Here is a 16,173-nt window from a genome sequence, read left to right as displayed (position 1 = left end):
GGAGATTAGAATGAAAGTAGAAAAAAAGGTATTGGAGCATTTGACCAAATGTTATTCTGTGGCACCCTTAAACTACAAGGGAAAAGAACATTTTCTGGTGGCAGCGGAGAAAGAAGAGCGGTGCCTGCTCTTTGATATGGACGGCAAGGTCGTGGACACCGTATGGAAAGGGCCAGGGGGTACTATGTCCATGGTACAGGTTCCTGGAACCGACGGACAGTTTCTTGCCACTCATAGATTTTATTCCCCTAATGACTCCAAGGAATCCAGCATTGTGATTGTAACGCCAGTCGGCCCTGATGATTGGCAGATAAGAACCCTGGTAAAGCTTCCTCATATCCATCGGTTTGATATTCTTAAACGGAATGGCATTCATTATTTATTAGCCTGTACCTTAAAATCTGGTCATGAATATAAAGAAGACTGGTCCAGTCCTGGAAAGGTTTATACTGCCGTACTTCCTCAGGATTTAAGCAGCTTGAGTGAAGATAATCCCCTGGAATTTGAGATCCTAAAGGATAACATGCTTCGAAACCACGGATATTACCGGGTGGAGGAAGAGGGGGTGGAAACAGGGCTTGTTTCATTTGAAGGAGGCATCTGTCAATTCATTCCCCCAGCAGTAAAGGGGGAACCGTGGGAGATAAGGGAATTGCTGCATACTCCTTCCAGTGATGCAGTTCTTGTGGATCTTGATGAAGATGGGGAAAAAGAGCTTGCGGTATTATCTCCGTTTCATGGGGATCAGATTTCTATCTATAAAAAACAGGCTGGTAGTTTTCAAAAGGTATATGAATATGAAAAACCTGCAGAATTTACCCATGCCATATACGGAGGAAATTTGTGTGGAAAGCCTTGTCTTGTAGTGGGTCATAGACAAGGGGAAAGAAACCTTCTGTTGTTTACCTGGAACAAGGAAACCAGCAATTACCAGTGGGAAGTGCTTGATGGAGATTGCGGCCCGGCAAATGTGTGCCATCTGATGAAGGATGGAGATGATTTACTGATTAGTGCAAACCGTGAAACCGATGAAATCTCTATGTACCGGATAGCACCGTAGAGGAGGAGAAAATATGCTGGAAGATTTAAAGCTTCAGGTTTATGAAGCAAACATGGATTTGCCTAAGTATGGGCTGGTGACATTTACCTGGGGAAATGTAAGTGCTATTGATAGAAAGAGCGGGTATTTCGTGATTAAACCAAGCGGAGTAGAATACGAAAAGCTGCATCCAGAGGACATGGTCGTGGTGGATCTGGAGGGTAATATTGTAGAGGGGAGCCTAAATCCTTCCTCTGATACGCCCACTCATCTGGAGCTTTATAAGGCATTTCCAAATATTTGGGCAGTGGTACATACTCATTCCTCCTGGGCCACCAGCTGGGCTCAGGCTGGAAGAGGAATTCCCTGCTACGGCACCACCCATGCCGATTATATGTATGGAGAAATTCCCTGTCTTCGCTGTCTGAATGAAGAGGAGATAAACGGTGCCTATGAAAAGAATACAGGAATTTTGATTGCAGATTATTATAAAGATAAGGATTATATGGCAGTTCCAGCTTGTCTTTGTAAAAATCACGGGCCGTTTGCCTGGGGAAAGAATGCCAGGGAGGCAGTTCATCATAGTGTGGTTTTAGAAGAAGTGGCAAAAATGGCAGCCAGGTGTGAACAGATCAACCCCCATGTGAAGCCTGCCCCAAGAGAGCTTCTTGATAAGCATTATTTAAGGAAGCATGGAGCCAATGCTTATTATGGACAAAAACCAGGCCGTTACATTTCCCCAATTTTATCCTGAAATATTTAAAAGCTTGTAGCCCTTCGCATTGACATACTTCCAAGGATATACTAAAATAGAATTATTTTACAAATGATAAATTTTAAGTATCTGTCCAGGAAATTACATAAGACGGCTTAACGAATGAAGGGGGAAGGTATTATGAACAATTTTACCACAGAGCACCAGTTGTTGGACTCATTTTATGAGGTGATTCCGTATTTATCCAGCTTATTTGATGATGATGTTGCTTTCGCATTAACAGACACAGAGAAATTTATTTTGGTGGAGAATGGCAATCAGTTAAGATTCCATATCACGCCAGGAGATTTAATCCCTGCAGGGGGGGCCATCAGAGAGACCCTTAACAGCGGGAGGGTGACAGTAATGGATGTGCCGGCAACGGTTTACGGAATCCCGTTTAAGTCCTATGCGGTTCCCATTTTTGATAAGGGCAGAAAAGTGATTGGGGTTTTGACCCTTGGAAAAAGTCTGGAAAAAAGAAATAACCTGGTCAGTATCGTTAATAGTTTATCAGCAGGAATCACTCAGATTGCAGAATCTACAAAAAGTGTTTCTAATGGAATTGAACAATTAAAAAATATGAATTCCGAAATATCCGTGAAGGTAAATGAAGCCAATGAAAGCACTAGAAATACCGATGGTATTCTGGACTTTGTAAAAGATATCTCCACACAGACAAACCTGTTAGGTCTCAATGCTGCCATTGAAGCAGCAAGAGCAGGAGAAGCAGGAAGAGGCTTTACCGTAGTTGCAGGTGAAATCAGGAAGATGTCTGCCTCCACCAACGATTCCATTGGTCAGATTGATACGGTTTTAAAAAGCATCAATGCTTCCATTACTGTCATCAACAGCAGAATCACCGAATCCAACACCATTTTTAATGAGGAAACCCAGGAATTTAAGAACATCGTAAATTCTATCAGTGAGTTAAATGCCACAGCGAAAAAGCTGGAAGGATTGGTGGAACATCTGTAGAAAATTCCTTTGATAATTTTTAGTTTTTGAGTTATGATAATCATGACTCTAAACATAAAGAAGGAATTGACAGATGAAGATAAAAACATCAAAAATAGCCATAGTCGGCTGCGGTCTCGTAGGCTCTTCAACCGCATTCAGCCTTGTGACTCAGGGAATCTGTGATGAGATCCTGATGATTGACATTAATGAAGAGAGAGCGCTGGGAGAAGTACTTGACCTTCGCGATACGATTAAGTATCTGGACCGCAACGTAAAGGTCCGTGTGGCAGGCTATAAGGACTGCTCAGATGCCGATATTATAGTAATTACAGCGGGAGCACCGCCCCAAAAGGGTCAGACCAGACTTGATACCTTAGAAGTCAGTGCAAAGATAGTAAAGACCATTGTAGACCCCATTATGGCAAGCGGTTTTGACGGCATCTTCATCGTTGTTTCAAACCCAGTCGATATTATGGCTCATTACGTATATCAATTATCAGGACTTCCTAAAAATCAGGTTATTGGAACCGGAAGTGCTCTTGATACCTCAAGACTTCAAAACTTCATTGCAGAACTGGTGAATGTTGATCCGAGAAGCATCTATGCCTATTCCATGGGAGAGCACGGTGATTCCCAGATGGTTCCCTGGTCTACCGTAACCGTAGCAGGAAAGCCATTCCAGGATATCATTCATGATAACAAGGACATGCTGGGAGATGTGGATCTTGATGAAATCGTAAAGAAAACAGTCCGGGAAGGCTGGGAGATTTATCAGAGAAAGGGAACCACTTACTATGGGATCGCTACCACCTGCGCCGGAATCATCAAAGCAATTCTTTACGATGAGAACCGGATCATCCCGGTTTCCACACTGTTAGAAGGTGAATACGGTCAAAACGGAGTGTATGCCGGAGTTCCTACGATTTTAAATCGGACAGGAGCAGCAGACATACTTGAGATACACATGACAGAAGAAGAGCTGGAGCGGTTTAGAAGCTCTGCAGAGATTATTCGGGAATATACGGACAAGGTCTTAAAAGGAATATAAAATCAGGAGCCTCACTGGTAAATCAACGATTTGCCGGCGAGGCTTTTTTCTATCATACTTTCTCTCCATATGCTGACTACGGAGCATGAAATCTGGTAACCCTATGTTTAACTGATACAGAAAAATGAACAGATGGGAGACTGAGGACAAATGCCGCAACATAAGAAATGTACCATGCACAAAAGGCCGGAAAGCATGGGCGAGATAAGACGTTTCAATCAAAAGCTTCAAAGAAGAACCGTTTTGTTAAGGGACAGCTTAAGAGATTCCTGTGTTACCACTTTTTATACCAATGCAAACTTCGCATTTTTTGAAGGCTGGTATTTTAAGCATCAGAACAAGGATAGTATACTGGCGCTGATTCCTGGTATCAGCGTGGAGAAAAATGGAACCATGCACCCTTTTTTGCAGATTATCTGGAATGAGACCTCTTATTTCCTCCATTTTTCTGAGGAGGATTATCTGGTTGACAGAAGACAAAACCGAATCATGCTGGGCCCTAATGTTTTCTCCCACCGCGGGATCCGCTTAAATATAAGATCAAAGGATATCGATCTTCAGGGAATCATTCATTACGGTCCCATCAGCCCTCTGCGGTATTCCATTATGGGACCCTTTGAGCTAATGCCCTTTATGGAATGCAGGCACCAGGTAATCAGCATGTCTCATACCCTTCATGGGAGAGTCATGATAAATGGAACGGTGTTAGATTTTGAAGGAGAAAAAGGATACATGGAAGGCGACAAAGGAAGAGCCTTTCCCAAAGATTACCTTTGGATTCAATGCAACCAGTTTAAGGAGCCAGCCTCCATCATGGTATCGGTTGCCAGTATCCCGTTTATGGGAGCTAGCTTTGAGGGCTGCATCTGCGTCATTCATTATAAGGGAAGAGAATACCGCTTTGCCACCTATCTTGGGGTAAAGGTCATTTGCAAAAGACGGACTTCGGTTGTTTTAAAACAGGGGAAGTATACCTTAAAGGTCTATTTAAGCAGCCAGGGAAAACGAGAGATACCTACCTTTGCTCATAAACTCATGGCTCCCGGAAAGGGAGGAATGACCCGATTCATTAAGGAAGGTCATCTGCTCCGAGGAAGATTTCTTTTGTATAAAGGGGAGGACCAGATTTTTGACCTTTCCAGTGACTATGTAAGCTTTGAATACGAATCAGGAGTCATATAAATCAGAGGGCCGGAGCATGCCATTTAACGGTAGGTGGCATCGGCCCTTTTGTGTTGACATTTTTCGACATATGAATCCATAGAAATTTAGAAAAGCAGAGGCTTGTTCTTAATAAATGTTAATGTGTATGTGCCTTTGTTAGGTGGGTTCTATAATAAATAGAATACAACCTTAAAGAATTGTAATATTCTGCAAAATATGTTGAAAAATGGCAGATAATTGATATAATAATATTGTATATATTTACTAATTCCATATCTTAGGATAAAGGGGGAGCACCTATGAAAAAAAGCAGCAGACTTAAAATTTCCCGACGATTGAATCTTGTATTTGCAGTCCTTGTATTAATCATTTTTCTTTCTTCAGTTTTTTCACTCGTAAGCTTTCGTAAGATCGGTAATCATTTCAATACCTTTTTTCACGTACAATATGAGACCACAAAACAACAGATGGAAATTCGAAAAGATGTACAGACCATTAACAAACGTATGCTTTGGGCAGTCATTTCCAATGATCCGGCTGTGACAGCTGAACAAAAAGAAGATTTTGACAAAAGATTTGGAAAAATCGACGGTTATATCAACGTGATTAAAACAAATCTAAAAGACGATCAAATATCACAGAGCTTAACTGAGGCCGTGAGCAAGTTTAAAGAAGATACCTATCATTTCGTTCAACTGGTAGAAGACGGACAGACGAAGCAGGCCATAAGCTTTTATAATACAGATTATAATAAATCTTCTGAAATGCTTGCAGATGCCCTTGATAACACAGGTACAAGATCTGATAAGGAAGCCCTGCAGCAATTTGAAACAAGCCAGGTCGTGGAGAATATTGCCTCAGTACTACTAGCTGTTTTCTCCGTAATCTCACTGGTTACTGCCATTGTTATGGCAAGACGGCTTTCCGCCAGCATTGTAGTTCCGCTTAGAGAGCTTGAGACAGCTTCAAAAGACATTGCAGAAGGAAATTTACATACGGAAATTACATATGTATCCAACGATGAAATCGGACAGGTGGCTGACAGCTTAAGGGTCTCCATTCAAAAGATTGCATCCTATATCGAGGATATTGATTCCGTTATGGGCAGCATGGCATCCGGTAATTTTAATGTGAATTTTAAAAATGAATTTTTAGGAGATTTTAGAAATATCGAAAAGTCCCTGAAATTATTTACCACTAAGATTTCCCAGAGTCTGGGAGATATCAGTCAGGTGTCTGATGAAGTTTCCATGGGATCCGTGCAGATTGCAGGTTCTGCTCAGACCCTGGCAGAAGGCGCAGCCAATCAGGCGGCCATTGTAAAAGACCTTTCCGATACCATTGCAGATATGTCCGGAAGAATTTCTGAGAATGCGCAGAATGCAGTTGAAATCAGCGATGAGATGACGAATGTTACAAAGAGTATCAATCTTGAAAATGAAAACATGCAGGAGATGGTCCGTGCTATGGAGGTAATCAGAAATACCTCACAGGAAATTAATAAGATCATCAATACCATCAATGATATTGCATCTCAGACGAACCTCCTGGCACTGAATGCTTCCATTGAGGCGGCAAGAGCCGGTGAAGCAGGCAAAGGCTTTTCCGTTGTTGCCAACCAGGTAAGCCTCTTGGCAAGCCAGAGTACCAATGCAGCAAAGACCTCCACCCAGTTAATCGAAGATTCTCTGGAGGCAGTGGAGATGGGGGCTGTAATCGCAGATACAGCCGCTAAGGGCTTGAGTATTATTGTAGAAAGAACAGAAGTTGTTATGAACAAGGTGGAGAGCATTGCTTCTGCATCAAAGGATCAGGCAATGGCAGCCAGACAGATTGACAACGGTATCGGCCAGATCTCTCAGGTAGTAGAAGTAAACGCTGCCACGGCAGAAGAGAATTCTGCTTCCAGTGAGGAGCTTACCGGTCAGGCCCAGTCCCTTCGTAATCTGATTTTCCAGTTTCAGCTAAAAAAGTAAACAATTAATTACATAAGGTTTAAAATAAACAGCATATAACAGTTGACATTTTCGGTCAACTGTTATATGCTGTTTGTCGAGGAGGAAATTTATGAAGATCATTATAAATAACTCTTCCATGCAGCCGATCTATGAGCAGGCGGTGGAACAAATCAAGGGCCTTATTATGGAGGGCCAGTTAAAAGAAGGAGAATCTCTTCCATCTGTGCGCAGTCTGGCAAAGGAACTGAGAGTCAGTGCACTGACTGTAAAAAAGTCCTATGACGTACTGGAGCAGGAGGGCTTTGTCATAACCGTGCATGGGAAAGGAAGCTTTGTAGCCTGCACCAATCAAGGCTTGATATTGGAAGAGAAGAGAAAAGAAGTGGAATCAGACTTAGAGACAGCCATTCGCAAGGGCAGGAGCTGTGGTATGAGTGACGAGGACATAACAGAGATGTTTCGTATCATTTTGGAGGATTGATTATGATGCTAACAATGGAAAACGTACAGAAGCAGTATGACGGTTACAGTCTGGATTGTTCTTTGGAGCTGCGTACAGGATACATTACCGGACTGGTAGGACCTAACGGAGCAGGAAAGACAACAATATTTAAGTCAGCCCTGGGGCTTATTTCAGTCGATGGAGGTAAGATAAGAATCCTTAATAAGGAACCCAAGGATCTGACTGCGAAAGAAAGGGAAGAAATTGGGGTTGTACTTTACGATTCCGGATTCAGCGGCTATCTCACCCTTTCTGATATATCTGCCTTTTTAAAGAATTTGTATAAAAAATTCAATAAAGAAGAGTTTGAACAAAAATGCAGGGATGCAGGACTTCCTTTTCACAAGAGAATCAAGGAATTTTCAACCGGCATGAAAGCAAAGCTTAAATTGATTGCAGCCATGTCTCACCAGGCGAAAATACTGATCTTAGATGAGCCTACCGCAGGGCTTGATGTTATTGCCAGAGATGAACTTCTTGACTACATCAGAGCTTATATGCAGGAAGGAGACCGATCCATTCTCATTAGTTCTCATATATCAAAGGATTTAGAGACTCTTTGTGATGATGTTTACTTGCTTGATCAGGGACGAATCGTTCTCCATGAAGAGACAGATGTGCTCCTTGACCGTTATGGATTATTAAAGGCTACCAAAGAACAGTATGAAGAGCTGGATCATCAGCATATCATCAGACGAAGGAAAGAAGCCTACGGCTACTATTGCCTTACCGACCAAAAGGAGTATTATACTCGTAACTATCCTGATCTCGTTATGGAGAAAGGGACCATTGATGAGATTCTGACATTAATGATTCGAGGTGAGCGGATATGAAAGGATTGTTTATAAAGGATTTGATTTTGTTTAAGAACCAGGCGAAATTTTACATCATGTTTACAATAATCTGCACACTGATGCTGTTCGCTAATTTTAATCCGGCATATATCATCGGGTATATGACGCTGATGTGTATGATGTTCACATTTACCACCATCAGCTATGATGAGTTTGAAAATGGATTCTCTTTTCTTTTCACCCTGCCCTATAGCAGAAGAGATTATGTAAGGGAAAAGTACGGGTTTGGAATCCTCGTAAGTCTCACTGTCTGGATTTTGTTTTTAGCTGTTGTTTTCATAAAATCATTGGTAGGAAAGAATATGGATATGGGAGAAATTATTCCGGGTGCGCTTATGTATCTTTTTGTGGTACAATTATTTTGTGCAGTGAATCTTCCCATTCAATTTAAATTTGGAATTGAAAAGGGAAGAATCGCCTTGTTCGGAGTATCCATAACTATCTTTGCCGTTGTATTCGGCATTGCAAAACTCTTTGAGTTAAATAATTTGAATATAACAGCAGCGTTCCGTCAGTTAGGAACCATAAGGCCAGCGCCCTTTTTTGTGATTTTGGCATGCATCTGTGCCGTGATATATGGGATTTCCTATTGTTTTTCTGTTAAAATCATGGAGAAAAGGCAATTCTGATAAACACGGCTTATAAGTGAAAGGAAAAGGGAGAAGATAAGAAAAGGAAGTTCTTCAGGAGTAAAACGATGAATCTTATTTTTCTTATCATGGCCTGGCTGCCTATTTCGCTTGGCACATTTGGAATTGTATTAATATCTTATTATTTTTATAAATGGACCAAGGGGATAAGAATTATTAAAATCCGCGTGGCAGGAGAAATCTGTTTTCTTCTGGTTCTGATTTACTTTTTCCTGTTCTTTTTCATAGGATTTATCATTCATCCCAGGTAGACTTATATTCTCTTTTGAATATATCAATGCTCCCCCTCACCGGGACAGTTTTCAGCAGGAAAACAGTTTTGGTGAGGGGGAGCTGTTTTTAGTTATATGCAGCTTATTATAATTGCTTATCCATATCTTTCTCCTGCCTTTTCAAGGCATTTCTATGCTTTCTGGGCGTCGTGTGAAACTCTCTTTTGAACAAGCGGTCAAAGTAGCTGGTACTCTCAAATCCTGTGGATTCTGCTATTGTGCTAATGGAATAGCCCGTAGAAAGAAGGAGGTTCGAGGCCTGCTTCAGCCGATATTTGTTAAGGTATTCAATGGGAGATAAGGGAACGGAGCATTGGAAGCAGCGAAGTGCCTCCCGTTTACTAACGCCTACCGAGGCAGCAATATCATCTAGAGTAAGCCTCTTTCTGTAATTTTCTTCAATAAACATGGTCATGCGTCGAAAACGGGCCTGGGAGATACGGTTGGTTCCCGTATTTTCCATGGTGACTAATTCGTTTCGGTGTTCATATAGCTCTGTCCATATCTGGCAGATCAAGGTATGGGTTTTAAGTTCCCAGGCAGACCCCTTATTCTCACAGGTGCTGTAAAGCTTTAAAAGATTGTTAAGGATGCTTTTTTGCCAGGGAATCATGGATTTTAAAACGATATGAGAAATACCGGAAGAGAGAAAGGGAGATAAGTACTGCTCATAAATCAGACTTCCCTCCGGTGCCATGAATTCTGGTGAAAATACCACGTTGGGAATCACTGCGCTTCCTGCAGAAGCGTACCGATGTATGGCTCCTGAATTAATAAACAAGCCATCCCCGTCTTCCAGTATGTGACTGATGTTGCCGATGGAGCATTGTACAATGCCCTTTGTAACGGAAACCAGCTCAAACTCCCTGTGCCAGTGCCAGTCAATGCATCGGTTTTCAAATTGACCTACGTCTTCGTAATAATATTGCAGAGGAAAACCCTTTGAGCCATGGGAGGCAAGCTCCATCATGGATTCGTCTGTCTGTATTCTAGTGCTTTGCATAAATGGTTCTCCTTTGAAAGAATGGCTAGATTATATCATAAATTGGCCATATCTTGCAAGAATCAGATTTTATTATGCGTTATAATACAACAAATGAGACCAGGGAGGAAAGTAATGAGTCAGGATTATAATAAAACCATACGCGCCTGCTTTATGAGCTATATTGTACAGGCCATAATTAACAATTTTGTACCGCTTCTGTTTCTTACGTTTGAAAAGGAATACGACATACCATTATCCCGGATAGCCCTTCTTGTTACCTTTAATTTCGGCATCCAGCTATTGGTGGATCTGTTGTCAGCGGGCGTGATTGACAAGGTAGGATACCGGATTTCCATGATTACAGCCCTTGCTCTATGTGCCCTTGGTCTTGTTTCCCTTGTGGTACTTCCAGGATTTTTTTCTAATCCCTGGACCGGACTTTTAGGAGCGGTAATGATTTATGGAGCAGGCGGGGGACTTTTAGAGGTCTTAGTAAGTCCTGTGGTAGAGGCATGTCCCACGGAAAATAAGGAAAAGGCTATGAGCATGCTACATTCCTTCTACTGCTGGGGCCATGTTGGTGTGGTTCTCATCTCCACCGTGTTTTTTGTATTACTGGGTGTGGATAACTGGAGGATACTGGCCCTTTTTTGGGCGCTGATACCGCTCTATAACATGATTACTTTCTTCCGTGTCCCAATCGCACCTCTTATAAAGGAAGATGAGGGGATCTCCTTTAGGACCCTTATAGGTAAAAAGATATTCTGGGTATTTATGATACTAATGGTCTGTGCCGGAGCCGGCGAACAGGCGGTAAGCCAGTGGGCCTCAGCCTTTGCCGAAGAGGGCCTTAAGGTGAAAAAAGCGGTTGGTGATCTTGCAGGCCCTATGTTTTTTGCAGTTATGATGGGAACGTCAAGAGCCCTTTACGGTAAGTACGGAGAAAAAATCGATTTGGGAAAAATGATGACCTACAGCGGAATTTTATGTAGTGCGTCCTATATTCTGATTTCCCTGTCACCCCATCCGGCACTGGGGCTGATTGGCTGTGGAATATGTGGTCTGTCCGTTGGGATCATGTGGCCTGGCACCTTTAGTATGGCATCAGCCTCCATTCGGGGCGGGGGAACGGCTATGTTCGCCTTTCTTGCCCTGGCCGGGGACTTAGGCTGTTCTTCAGGCCCCACCCTTGTGGGTCAGGTCTCAGGTATTCTAGGTAACAATTTGAAAATGGGAATTCTGGCTGCAGTCCTATTTCCCATACTTTTTGTAATCAGTGTAAGATGTCTGCTACGGTTAAAGCTTAAAGCATAAAAAGGGAGGAAACCATCGGCTGGTTTCCTCCCTTTTGCAATTAATATATCATGTTAATAAACGACTACTTCATACCCATCGGTAGAAGGAAAATTAATGGTTACAGCCTGGCCTGGGTTGTTATAATCCAGCCTGATGTTCATGGTAAAACCAGCCGTCTCCCCATCATCTTCCATGGTGGTATCAATCGTGATGTCCTCCTTGGAGAAATATCCCTCCGGGGTGAGAACTGCTTTGCCGCTGATTCGGTTTATCTTGAAGTCTAGCTCATTGAGAAGCGGCCATATTTCATTATTAATATTACTGAGATATGGTTCCATTCCGTCTCCGCTGCTGGAATATACGATGGTCTTACTTCCTGAATCACCAGCTGCTATCTGAACATTGTCAATAAATGCAAAGAACTGGCCGGTCAATCCACCAAGAGTTAAATTCTTCGTCATATCCTCATGGCCGATCTTCATCTTATATTTTTTATGAGTGCCGCCGTTGGAATAGTAGGTACCATCTTTATAAAAGGATTGATGGGCGTCCTTTGATCCCATCATCTGCATCGCTGTCTCCGAAAGAAATTCCATGTTGGGAGTATTGATGTCATGGTATTGTAAGCGCAGCTTCATGGAAATGGGAACTTCCATGTCAGTATAAGAAAGACTCATATGGATATCACCGCTGATATCCAGCCCCTGAAGTTCAGAGCTTTTCTTGATCGCCTGATAATAGAGCTCTCTACCTTCCTTTTTAGCAGAGGCAGCGGCAGACGGGTTGGCAGCTCTTAGTCTTACCATGCCATCAGCCACCCAGGCTCCATTTTCATTGACCGTGTAGCCGTCGGGGGTGGTAGTATTGGTAAGCAGATATCCGTTTTCATCAAAATAATAGCATTCTGACATTCCATCCCCATTGGAATCAATCCATTCCCAGGAAGATACAGGGGAGAGTTGATCCTTTTCCTGCCAGCGCCACCCGTTAGAATCCTCCATCCAGGTTCCGGCAAAAGCAGATAGGGTCAATGAGAAGGACAGAAGCAATGCAACGGCAAATATTTTTATAGAATGTTTCATTCCGTTTTTAATCCTCCTGTTGTAGTTCGCAGGCCGCAATATGGACCATAGCGAAGCTTTTTACCATAATGATTGGTTCATTGTACCATATTTTGGTAAATACAACAATGTTTTTTACAGTGGCGGACTATTTGAACGCGGATTTTAACTGCTCAAAAAGCTTTAAGTCTGATTCTTTTATCTTTATGTTGGTGGTAATGCTTTTTCCTTCCGGAGGTGTGATAGTAATCTCCACCACGCTTCCTTCTTTTAGACCGTTTTTTGAAGCAGCATTTAAAAACAAGGGGAATTTAGGATGATTTTCTTTAAACACGCCCCAGGCTTCTTTTAACTGCATTAAATTCATAATATTCATCTGAAAAATCCTTTCTCCTGATTGATAGGCATATCCTAGCATAAAAAAATCTTACAGTCAATTATGACCAGTTTTCAAGGAAAAAGATGGGGCTTCCATGGAAAATACAGCCGTGCTATAATAAAATTACAAAGATAAAAACACAGCATACTTTAAAATTACAGCAGGAGAAAGTAAAACAGGAGCGAAGTGGACTGGCACGGCAGAAAAAGGAAGCCAGGAAACAAATTCAGTTTGCACAGGGGCAGATAATGCCCCTTTTCTCTATAAAAAGCAGGTGAGAACATGTATATTACAGATTTACATATTCATTCCCATTATTCCAGAGCAACCAGCAAGGAATGCACCCCGGAATATCTGGATTTATGGGCAAGAAGAAAAGGAATTGATTTATTAGGAACTGGAGATTTCACTCATAGAGCATGGAGAGAAGAGTTAAAGGAAAAGCTGGTTCCAGCAGAAGATGGACTATACCGGTTAAAAGAAGAATATTGTCTGGAACCGGGATACCGTCCACAAATGAGAACTCCACGGTTCGTAATATCAGGGGAAATCAGTACTATATATAAAAAACATGGAAAAGTGAGAAAGGTTCACAGCGTAATCCTCCTTCCAGGACTGGAAGAAGCTGAGCGCCTTTCTGTGAAATTAGAAGCAATCGGAAATCTTCATTCCGATGGACGTCCCATTTTAGGCCTTGATTGCCGGGACCTGCTGGAAATGACCTTAGAATCATGCCCTGAGGCCATATTTTTTCCAGCCCATATCTGGACGCCGCATTTTTCCTTATTCGGCGCATTCTCTGGCTTTGATACCATTGAGGAATGCTTTGAAGATTTAACTCCTCATATCCATGCGCTGGAAACCGGGCTTTCCTCGGATCCGCCCATGATCAGAAAGCTGTCGGCTCTTGACCGATTCCAGCTTATCTCTAACTCCGATGCCCATTCTCCTTCTAAGATGGGAAGAGAAGCCAACCTTATGGATATAGACTTATCCTATGAGGGGCTTAAAAAAGCTATCAATACAGGAACTGGATTATCCGGCACCATTGAATTTTTCCCGGAGGAGGGAAAATATCACTATGATGGTCATAGAAAATGTGGTCTATGCCTTTCTCCTGATGAGGCAAAGGCTTACCATGGCAAATGCCCGGTCTGTGGCAAAAAGCTGACCACAGGTGTGTCTCATAGAATCCAGCAGCTAGCCGATCGTAATGAGGAGGTCCTGCTATCGGGGGCAAAGCCTTTTGAAAGTCTGGTTCCCCTTTTGGAGGTGGTTGCAGCTTCCACAGGCTATACCACAGCCAGCAAACGTGTACAAAATCAATACCAGGAACTACTATATTCTCTTGGATCAGAATTTTCTATATTAAGAGACATACCCATTGAAGAAATCAAAAAGGTCTCAAATGAATGGATCGCTGAAGGTATCGCCCGGATTAGAGCGAAAAAGGTGATATGCAGTCCGGGATATGACGGGGAATACGGAACCATAAAGCTTTTTGAGCCTGGAGAGATAGAATAACAGAGAGCTTAGTAGATGTTAAAAGGGAATTATCCGGCGGCAGAAGGAGAATACATATGAAAAAGGGAGAAATAAATAAAGAGCGTTTGAAACTGACTCTGGATAAATTAGACGAGGTTTATGGAGTCACAAAGGAGGGCTTTTATCACCGGCAGCCCTGGCAGCTGCTGGCGGCCATTATGCTCAGCGCCCAAAGTACCGATAAGCAGGTGGAAGAGACGCTTCCTCAGCTATTTACACGATTTCCTGACGTAAAGGATATGGCAGAAGCATCTGTGGAGGAAATTGAGAATTCAATCCGTTCCGTGGGGATTTATAAAAATAAAGCAAAGAATTTAAAGAAATGCTGTCAGCAGATTGTAGAGAATTTTGGCGGAGAGGTCCCCACAAGTATGGAAGGGCTCCTAAGCCTTGCAGGAGTTGGAAGAAAAACTGCCACCTTATTCCTGGCTGATGCCTATGGAATACCAGGCGTTACGGTAGATACTCATGTATTCCGAATATCCAGGCGCCTTGGCTGGGCAGCGGGCAAAAATCCAGTGCAGGTAGAGCTGGAATTACAAAAAGTTTTACCAGAGGAACACTGGAACCGGATCAATTTTCAATTGATTTACCATGGCAGGGCAGTCTGTACCTCAAGAAAGGCAAGATGCGGGGAGTGCGTACTGGAAGAGTGGTGTGATAAAAAAATAGAATCATAAAAATGGTCCGGCAGCTATCTCGTGGTTGCCGGGCTTTTTTTGCAGTATGTGTGACCGGAAATTATTTAAGATCTGCTATTTATTACATCAAAACGGTTAATTGTTACATATTTAACAACAATGTCGTTTTTTGTTCTATAATGTAAGCGGAACTTTATGGTTTACATATTTATGGAAAGGTGAAGGAGAGTATGGAGAGTACAATTGAGCAAAGAGTAAGTGTAGAAGAAACACAAAAGGGGAGTAACTGGTGGGGCGTTTTAGGTTTCTTTATTCCGCTTGTAGGACTGATTTTATTTCTTGTTTGGAAAACAACAAATCCAAAGTCATCTAAGGCTGCAGGAATTGGTGCCCTGGTTGGTATGATATTAAATCTATTGCTTGTTATTGCAACGGCTGTTCTACCAGCCATGATGTAGTTTTATATCAGAATTATTTTACATAGCATGTTCTGCAAATGATAAAAAAGCTGTCAATTAACAGTAGTGATCCTGTTAATTGGCAGCTTTCATTGTTTAAAGACTCTCATATACGTAGCTGACATTGGCTCTAACTGCTTTATCTGTTTCATGACTAACCACTATAAAAATGGGTGCTGTGCTTGAAGAATAGCTGGACACCAGCTGATTTTGGTCAGCTAATGCCCAGCTTTCAATAAATTAACCTAATTCAATAATATTAAACTGTGCACCTACACTTGGCGCTAGAGCTAATGTCAAGGCGACTGCAGAGTTGTTTCTCAGAGTCAGTACATCACCAGCAGCTAATGTTAGCATTGCAGTTCCGGAAACCTCTCCAGTGGCTACAAGCGCTGTTACAGGAGTTGAAGGATCTACAGTACCATTTACTGCAATTGCTATAGATGCTCCAATACCAGCAGTTATAGTGACATAATAATCAATTTGATATACTCCAGCCGTAGGAACTGTTACTGTCGTTGTTCCAGCTGTGTGAGTAACTCCAGCCAGAGGACCATTGTTGCTGAGCGGTACATCAGCGCCTCCGACAACAGTAGCATCTGCAAGT

The 16,173-nt window shown here is 42.3% G+C and carries 17 protein-coding genes and 1 pseudogene; 14 read left to right on the top strand and 4 right to left on the bottom strand.

The window, feature by feature from the left end; genetic code table 11:
- Positions 1 to 10: 10 nt before the first annotated feature.
- The 10 genes from OW255_RS15030 to OW255_RS14985 all read left to right on the top strand — a co-directional run bounded on the left by OW255_RS15030 (position 11) and on the right by OW255_RS14985 (position 9,180).
- On the top strand, positions 11 to 1,060 hold the full coding sequence (locus OW255_RS15030) for a hypothetical protein (protein WP_268114518.1): 1,050 nt from the start codon (positions 11 to 13) through the stop codon (positions 1,058 to 1,060).
- A gap of 13 nt (positions 1,061 to 1,073) precedes the next feature.
- A complete protein-coding gene (locus OW255_RS15025; RefSeq protein ID WP_326498134.1) occupies positions 1,074 to 1,793 on the top strand; it encodes an L-ribulose-5-phosphate 4-epimerase in 720 nt (239 codons plus the stop codon).
- Positions 1,794 to 1,934: 141 nt separating this feature from the next.
- Entirely contained in the window at positions 1,935 to 2,771 is an 837-nt protein-coding gene (locus tag OW255_RS20860) for a methyl-accepting chemotaxis protein (protein ID WP_326498133.1), read from the top strand.
- A gap of 73 nt (positions 2,772 to 2,844) precedes the next feature.
- The gene (locus OW255_RS15015) at positions 2,845 to 3,801 is read left to right on the top strand and encodes an L-lactate dehydrogenase (RefSeq protein ID WP_024838463.1); all 957 of its coding nucleotides are present in this window, start codon (positions 2,845 to 2,847) and stop codon (positions 3,799 to 3,801) included.
- Positions 3,802 to 3,951: 150 nt separating this feature from the next.
- On the top strand, positions 3,952 to 4,983 hold the full coding sequence (locus OW255_RS15010) for a tocopherol cyclase family protein (RefSeq protein WP_268114517.1): 1,032 nt from the start codon (positions 3,952 to 3,954) through the stop codon (positions 4,981 to 4,983).
- A 281-nt stretch (positions 4,984 to 5,264) separates the two neighbouring features.
- A complete protein-coding gene (locus tag OW255_RS15005) occupies positions 5,265 to 6,941 on the top strand; it encodes a methyl-accepting chemotaxis protein (protein WP_268114516.1) in 1,677 nt (558 codons plus the stop codon).
- Between the two features lie 91 nt (positions 6,942 to 7,032).
- Positions 7,033 to 7,404: a GntR family transcriptional regulator gene (locus OW255_RS15000; protein WP_024838460.1), complete on the top strand. Its 372-nt coding sequence runs from the start codon at positions 7,033 to 7,035 to the stop codon at positions 7,402 to 7,404.
- A gap of 5 nt (positions 7,405 to 7,409) precedes the next feature.
- Complete coding sequence (locus OW255_RS14995) at positions 7,410 to 8,258, top strand: ABC transporter ATP-binding protein (protein WP_268116616.1); 849 nt, start codon at positions 7,410 to 7,412, stop codon at positions 8,256 to 8,258.
- Positions 8,255 to 8,908: an ABC-2 transporter permease gene (locus OW255_RS14990; RefSeq protein WP_268114515.1), complete on the top strand. Its 654-nt coding sequence runs from the start codon at positions 8,255 to 8,257 to the stop codon at positions 8,906 to 8,908. Before OW255_RS14995 ends, OW255_RS14990 begins: the two co-directional genes overlap by 4 nt.
- 68 nt (positions 8,909 to 8,976) lie before the next feature.
- On the top strand, positions 8,977 to 9,180 hold the full coding sequence (locus tag OW255_RS14985) for a hypothetical protein (RefSeq protein WP_024838457.1): 204 nt from the start codon (positions 8,977 to 8,979) through the stop codon (positions 9,178 to 9,180).
- 106 nt (positions 9,181 to 9,286) lie between these two features.
- On the opposite strand, the gene OW255_RS14980 is transcribed toward OW255_RS14985, so the two are convergent.
- Positions 9,287 to 10,204 carry an AraC family transcriptional regulator gene (locus OW255_RS14980; protein ID WP_268114514.1) on the bottom strand — a complete coding sequence of 306 codons (918 nt, stop codon included), beginning with the start codon at positions 10,202 to 10,204 and terminating at the stop codon, positions 9,287 to 9,289.
- Positions 10,205 to 10,318: 114 nt separating this feature from the next.
- Here OW255_RS14980 and OW255_RS14975 point away from each other — a divergent pair, with 114 nt between their 5' ends.
- Entirely contained in the window at positions 10,319 to 11,500 is a 1,182-nt protein-coding gene (locus tag OW255_RS14975; RefSeq protein ID WP_268114513.1) for an MFS transporter, read from the top strand.
- A gap of 53 nt (positions 11,501 to 11,553) precedes the next feature.
- On the opposite strand, the gene OW255_RS14970 is transcribed toward OW255_RS14975, so the two are convergent.
- Together OW255_RS14970 and OW255_RS14965 are read right to left on the bottom strand one after the other, a co-directional pair.
- The gene (locus OW255_RS14970) at positions 11,554 to 12,564 is read right to left on the bottom strand and encodes a DUF6612 family protein (RefSeq protein WP_268114512.1); all 1,011 of its coding nucleotides are present in this window, start codon (positions 12,562 to 12,564) and stop codon (positions 11,554 to 11,556) included.
- A 127-nt stretch (positions 12,565 to 12,691) separates the two neighbouring features.
- Positions 12,692 to 12,919 carry a hypothetical protein gene (locus OW255_RS14965; RefSeq protein ID WP_268114511.1) on the bottom strand — a complete coding sequence of 76 codons (228 nt, stop codon included), beginning with the start codon at positions 12,917 to 12,919 and terminating at the stop codon, positions 12,692 to 12,694.
- A gap of 285 nt (positions 12,920 to 13,204) precedes the next feature.
- Between OW255_RS14965 and OW255_RS14960 the strand changes: the two are divergent.
- The 3 genes and pseudogenes from OW255_RS14960 to OW255_RS14950 form a co-directional block, all read left to right on the top strand.
- Positions 13,205 to 14,443, top strand: a pseudogene (locus tag OW255_RS14960) (endonuclease Q family protein); the annotation flags it as partial.
- A gap of 59 nt (positions 14,444 to 14,502) precedes the next feature.
- On the top strand, positions 14,503 to 15,147 hold the full coding sequence (gene nth / locus OW255_RS14955; protein WP_035318555.1) for an endonuclease III: 645 nt from the start codon (positions 14,503 to 14,505) through the stop codon (positions 15,145 to 15,147).
- 191 nt (positions 15,148 to 15,338) lie between these two features.
- A complete protein-coding gene (locus OW255_RS14950) occupies positions 15,339 to 15,566 on the top strand; it encodes a hypothetical protein (protein WP_024838451.1) in 228 nt (75 codons plus the stop codon).
- A gap of 240 nt (positions 15,567 to 15,806) precedes the next feature.
- On the opposite strand, the gene OW255_RS21100 is transcribed toward OW255_RS14950, so the two are convergent.
- Positions 15,807 to 16,115, bottom strand: coding sequence for a BclA C-terminal domain-containing protein (locus tag OW255_RS21100; RefSeq protein ID WP_268116615.1), 309 nt, complete (start codon positions 16,113 to 16,115; stop codon positions 15,807 to 15,809).
- Positions 16,116 to 16,173: the final 58 nt, after the last annotated feature.

This window comes from Lacrimispora xylanolytica (genome assembly GCF_026723765.1).
Taxonomy (GTDB): domain Bacteria; phylum Bacillota; class Clostridia; order Lachnospirales; family Lachnospiraceae; genus Lacrimispora; species Lacrimispora xylanolytica.
This window is presented reverse-complemented; position numbering and strand designations above follow the sequence as displayed.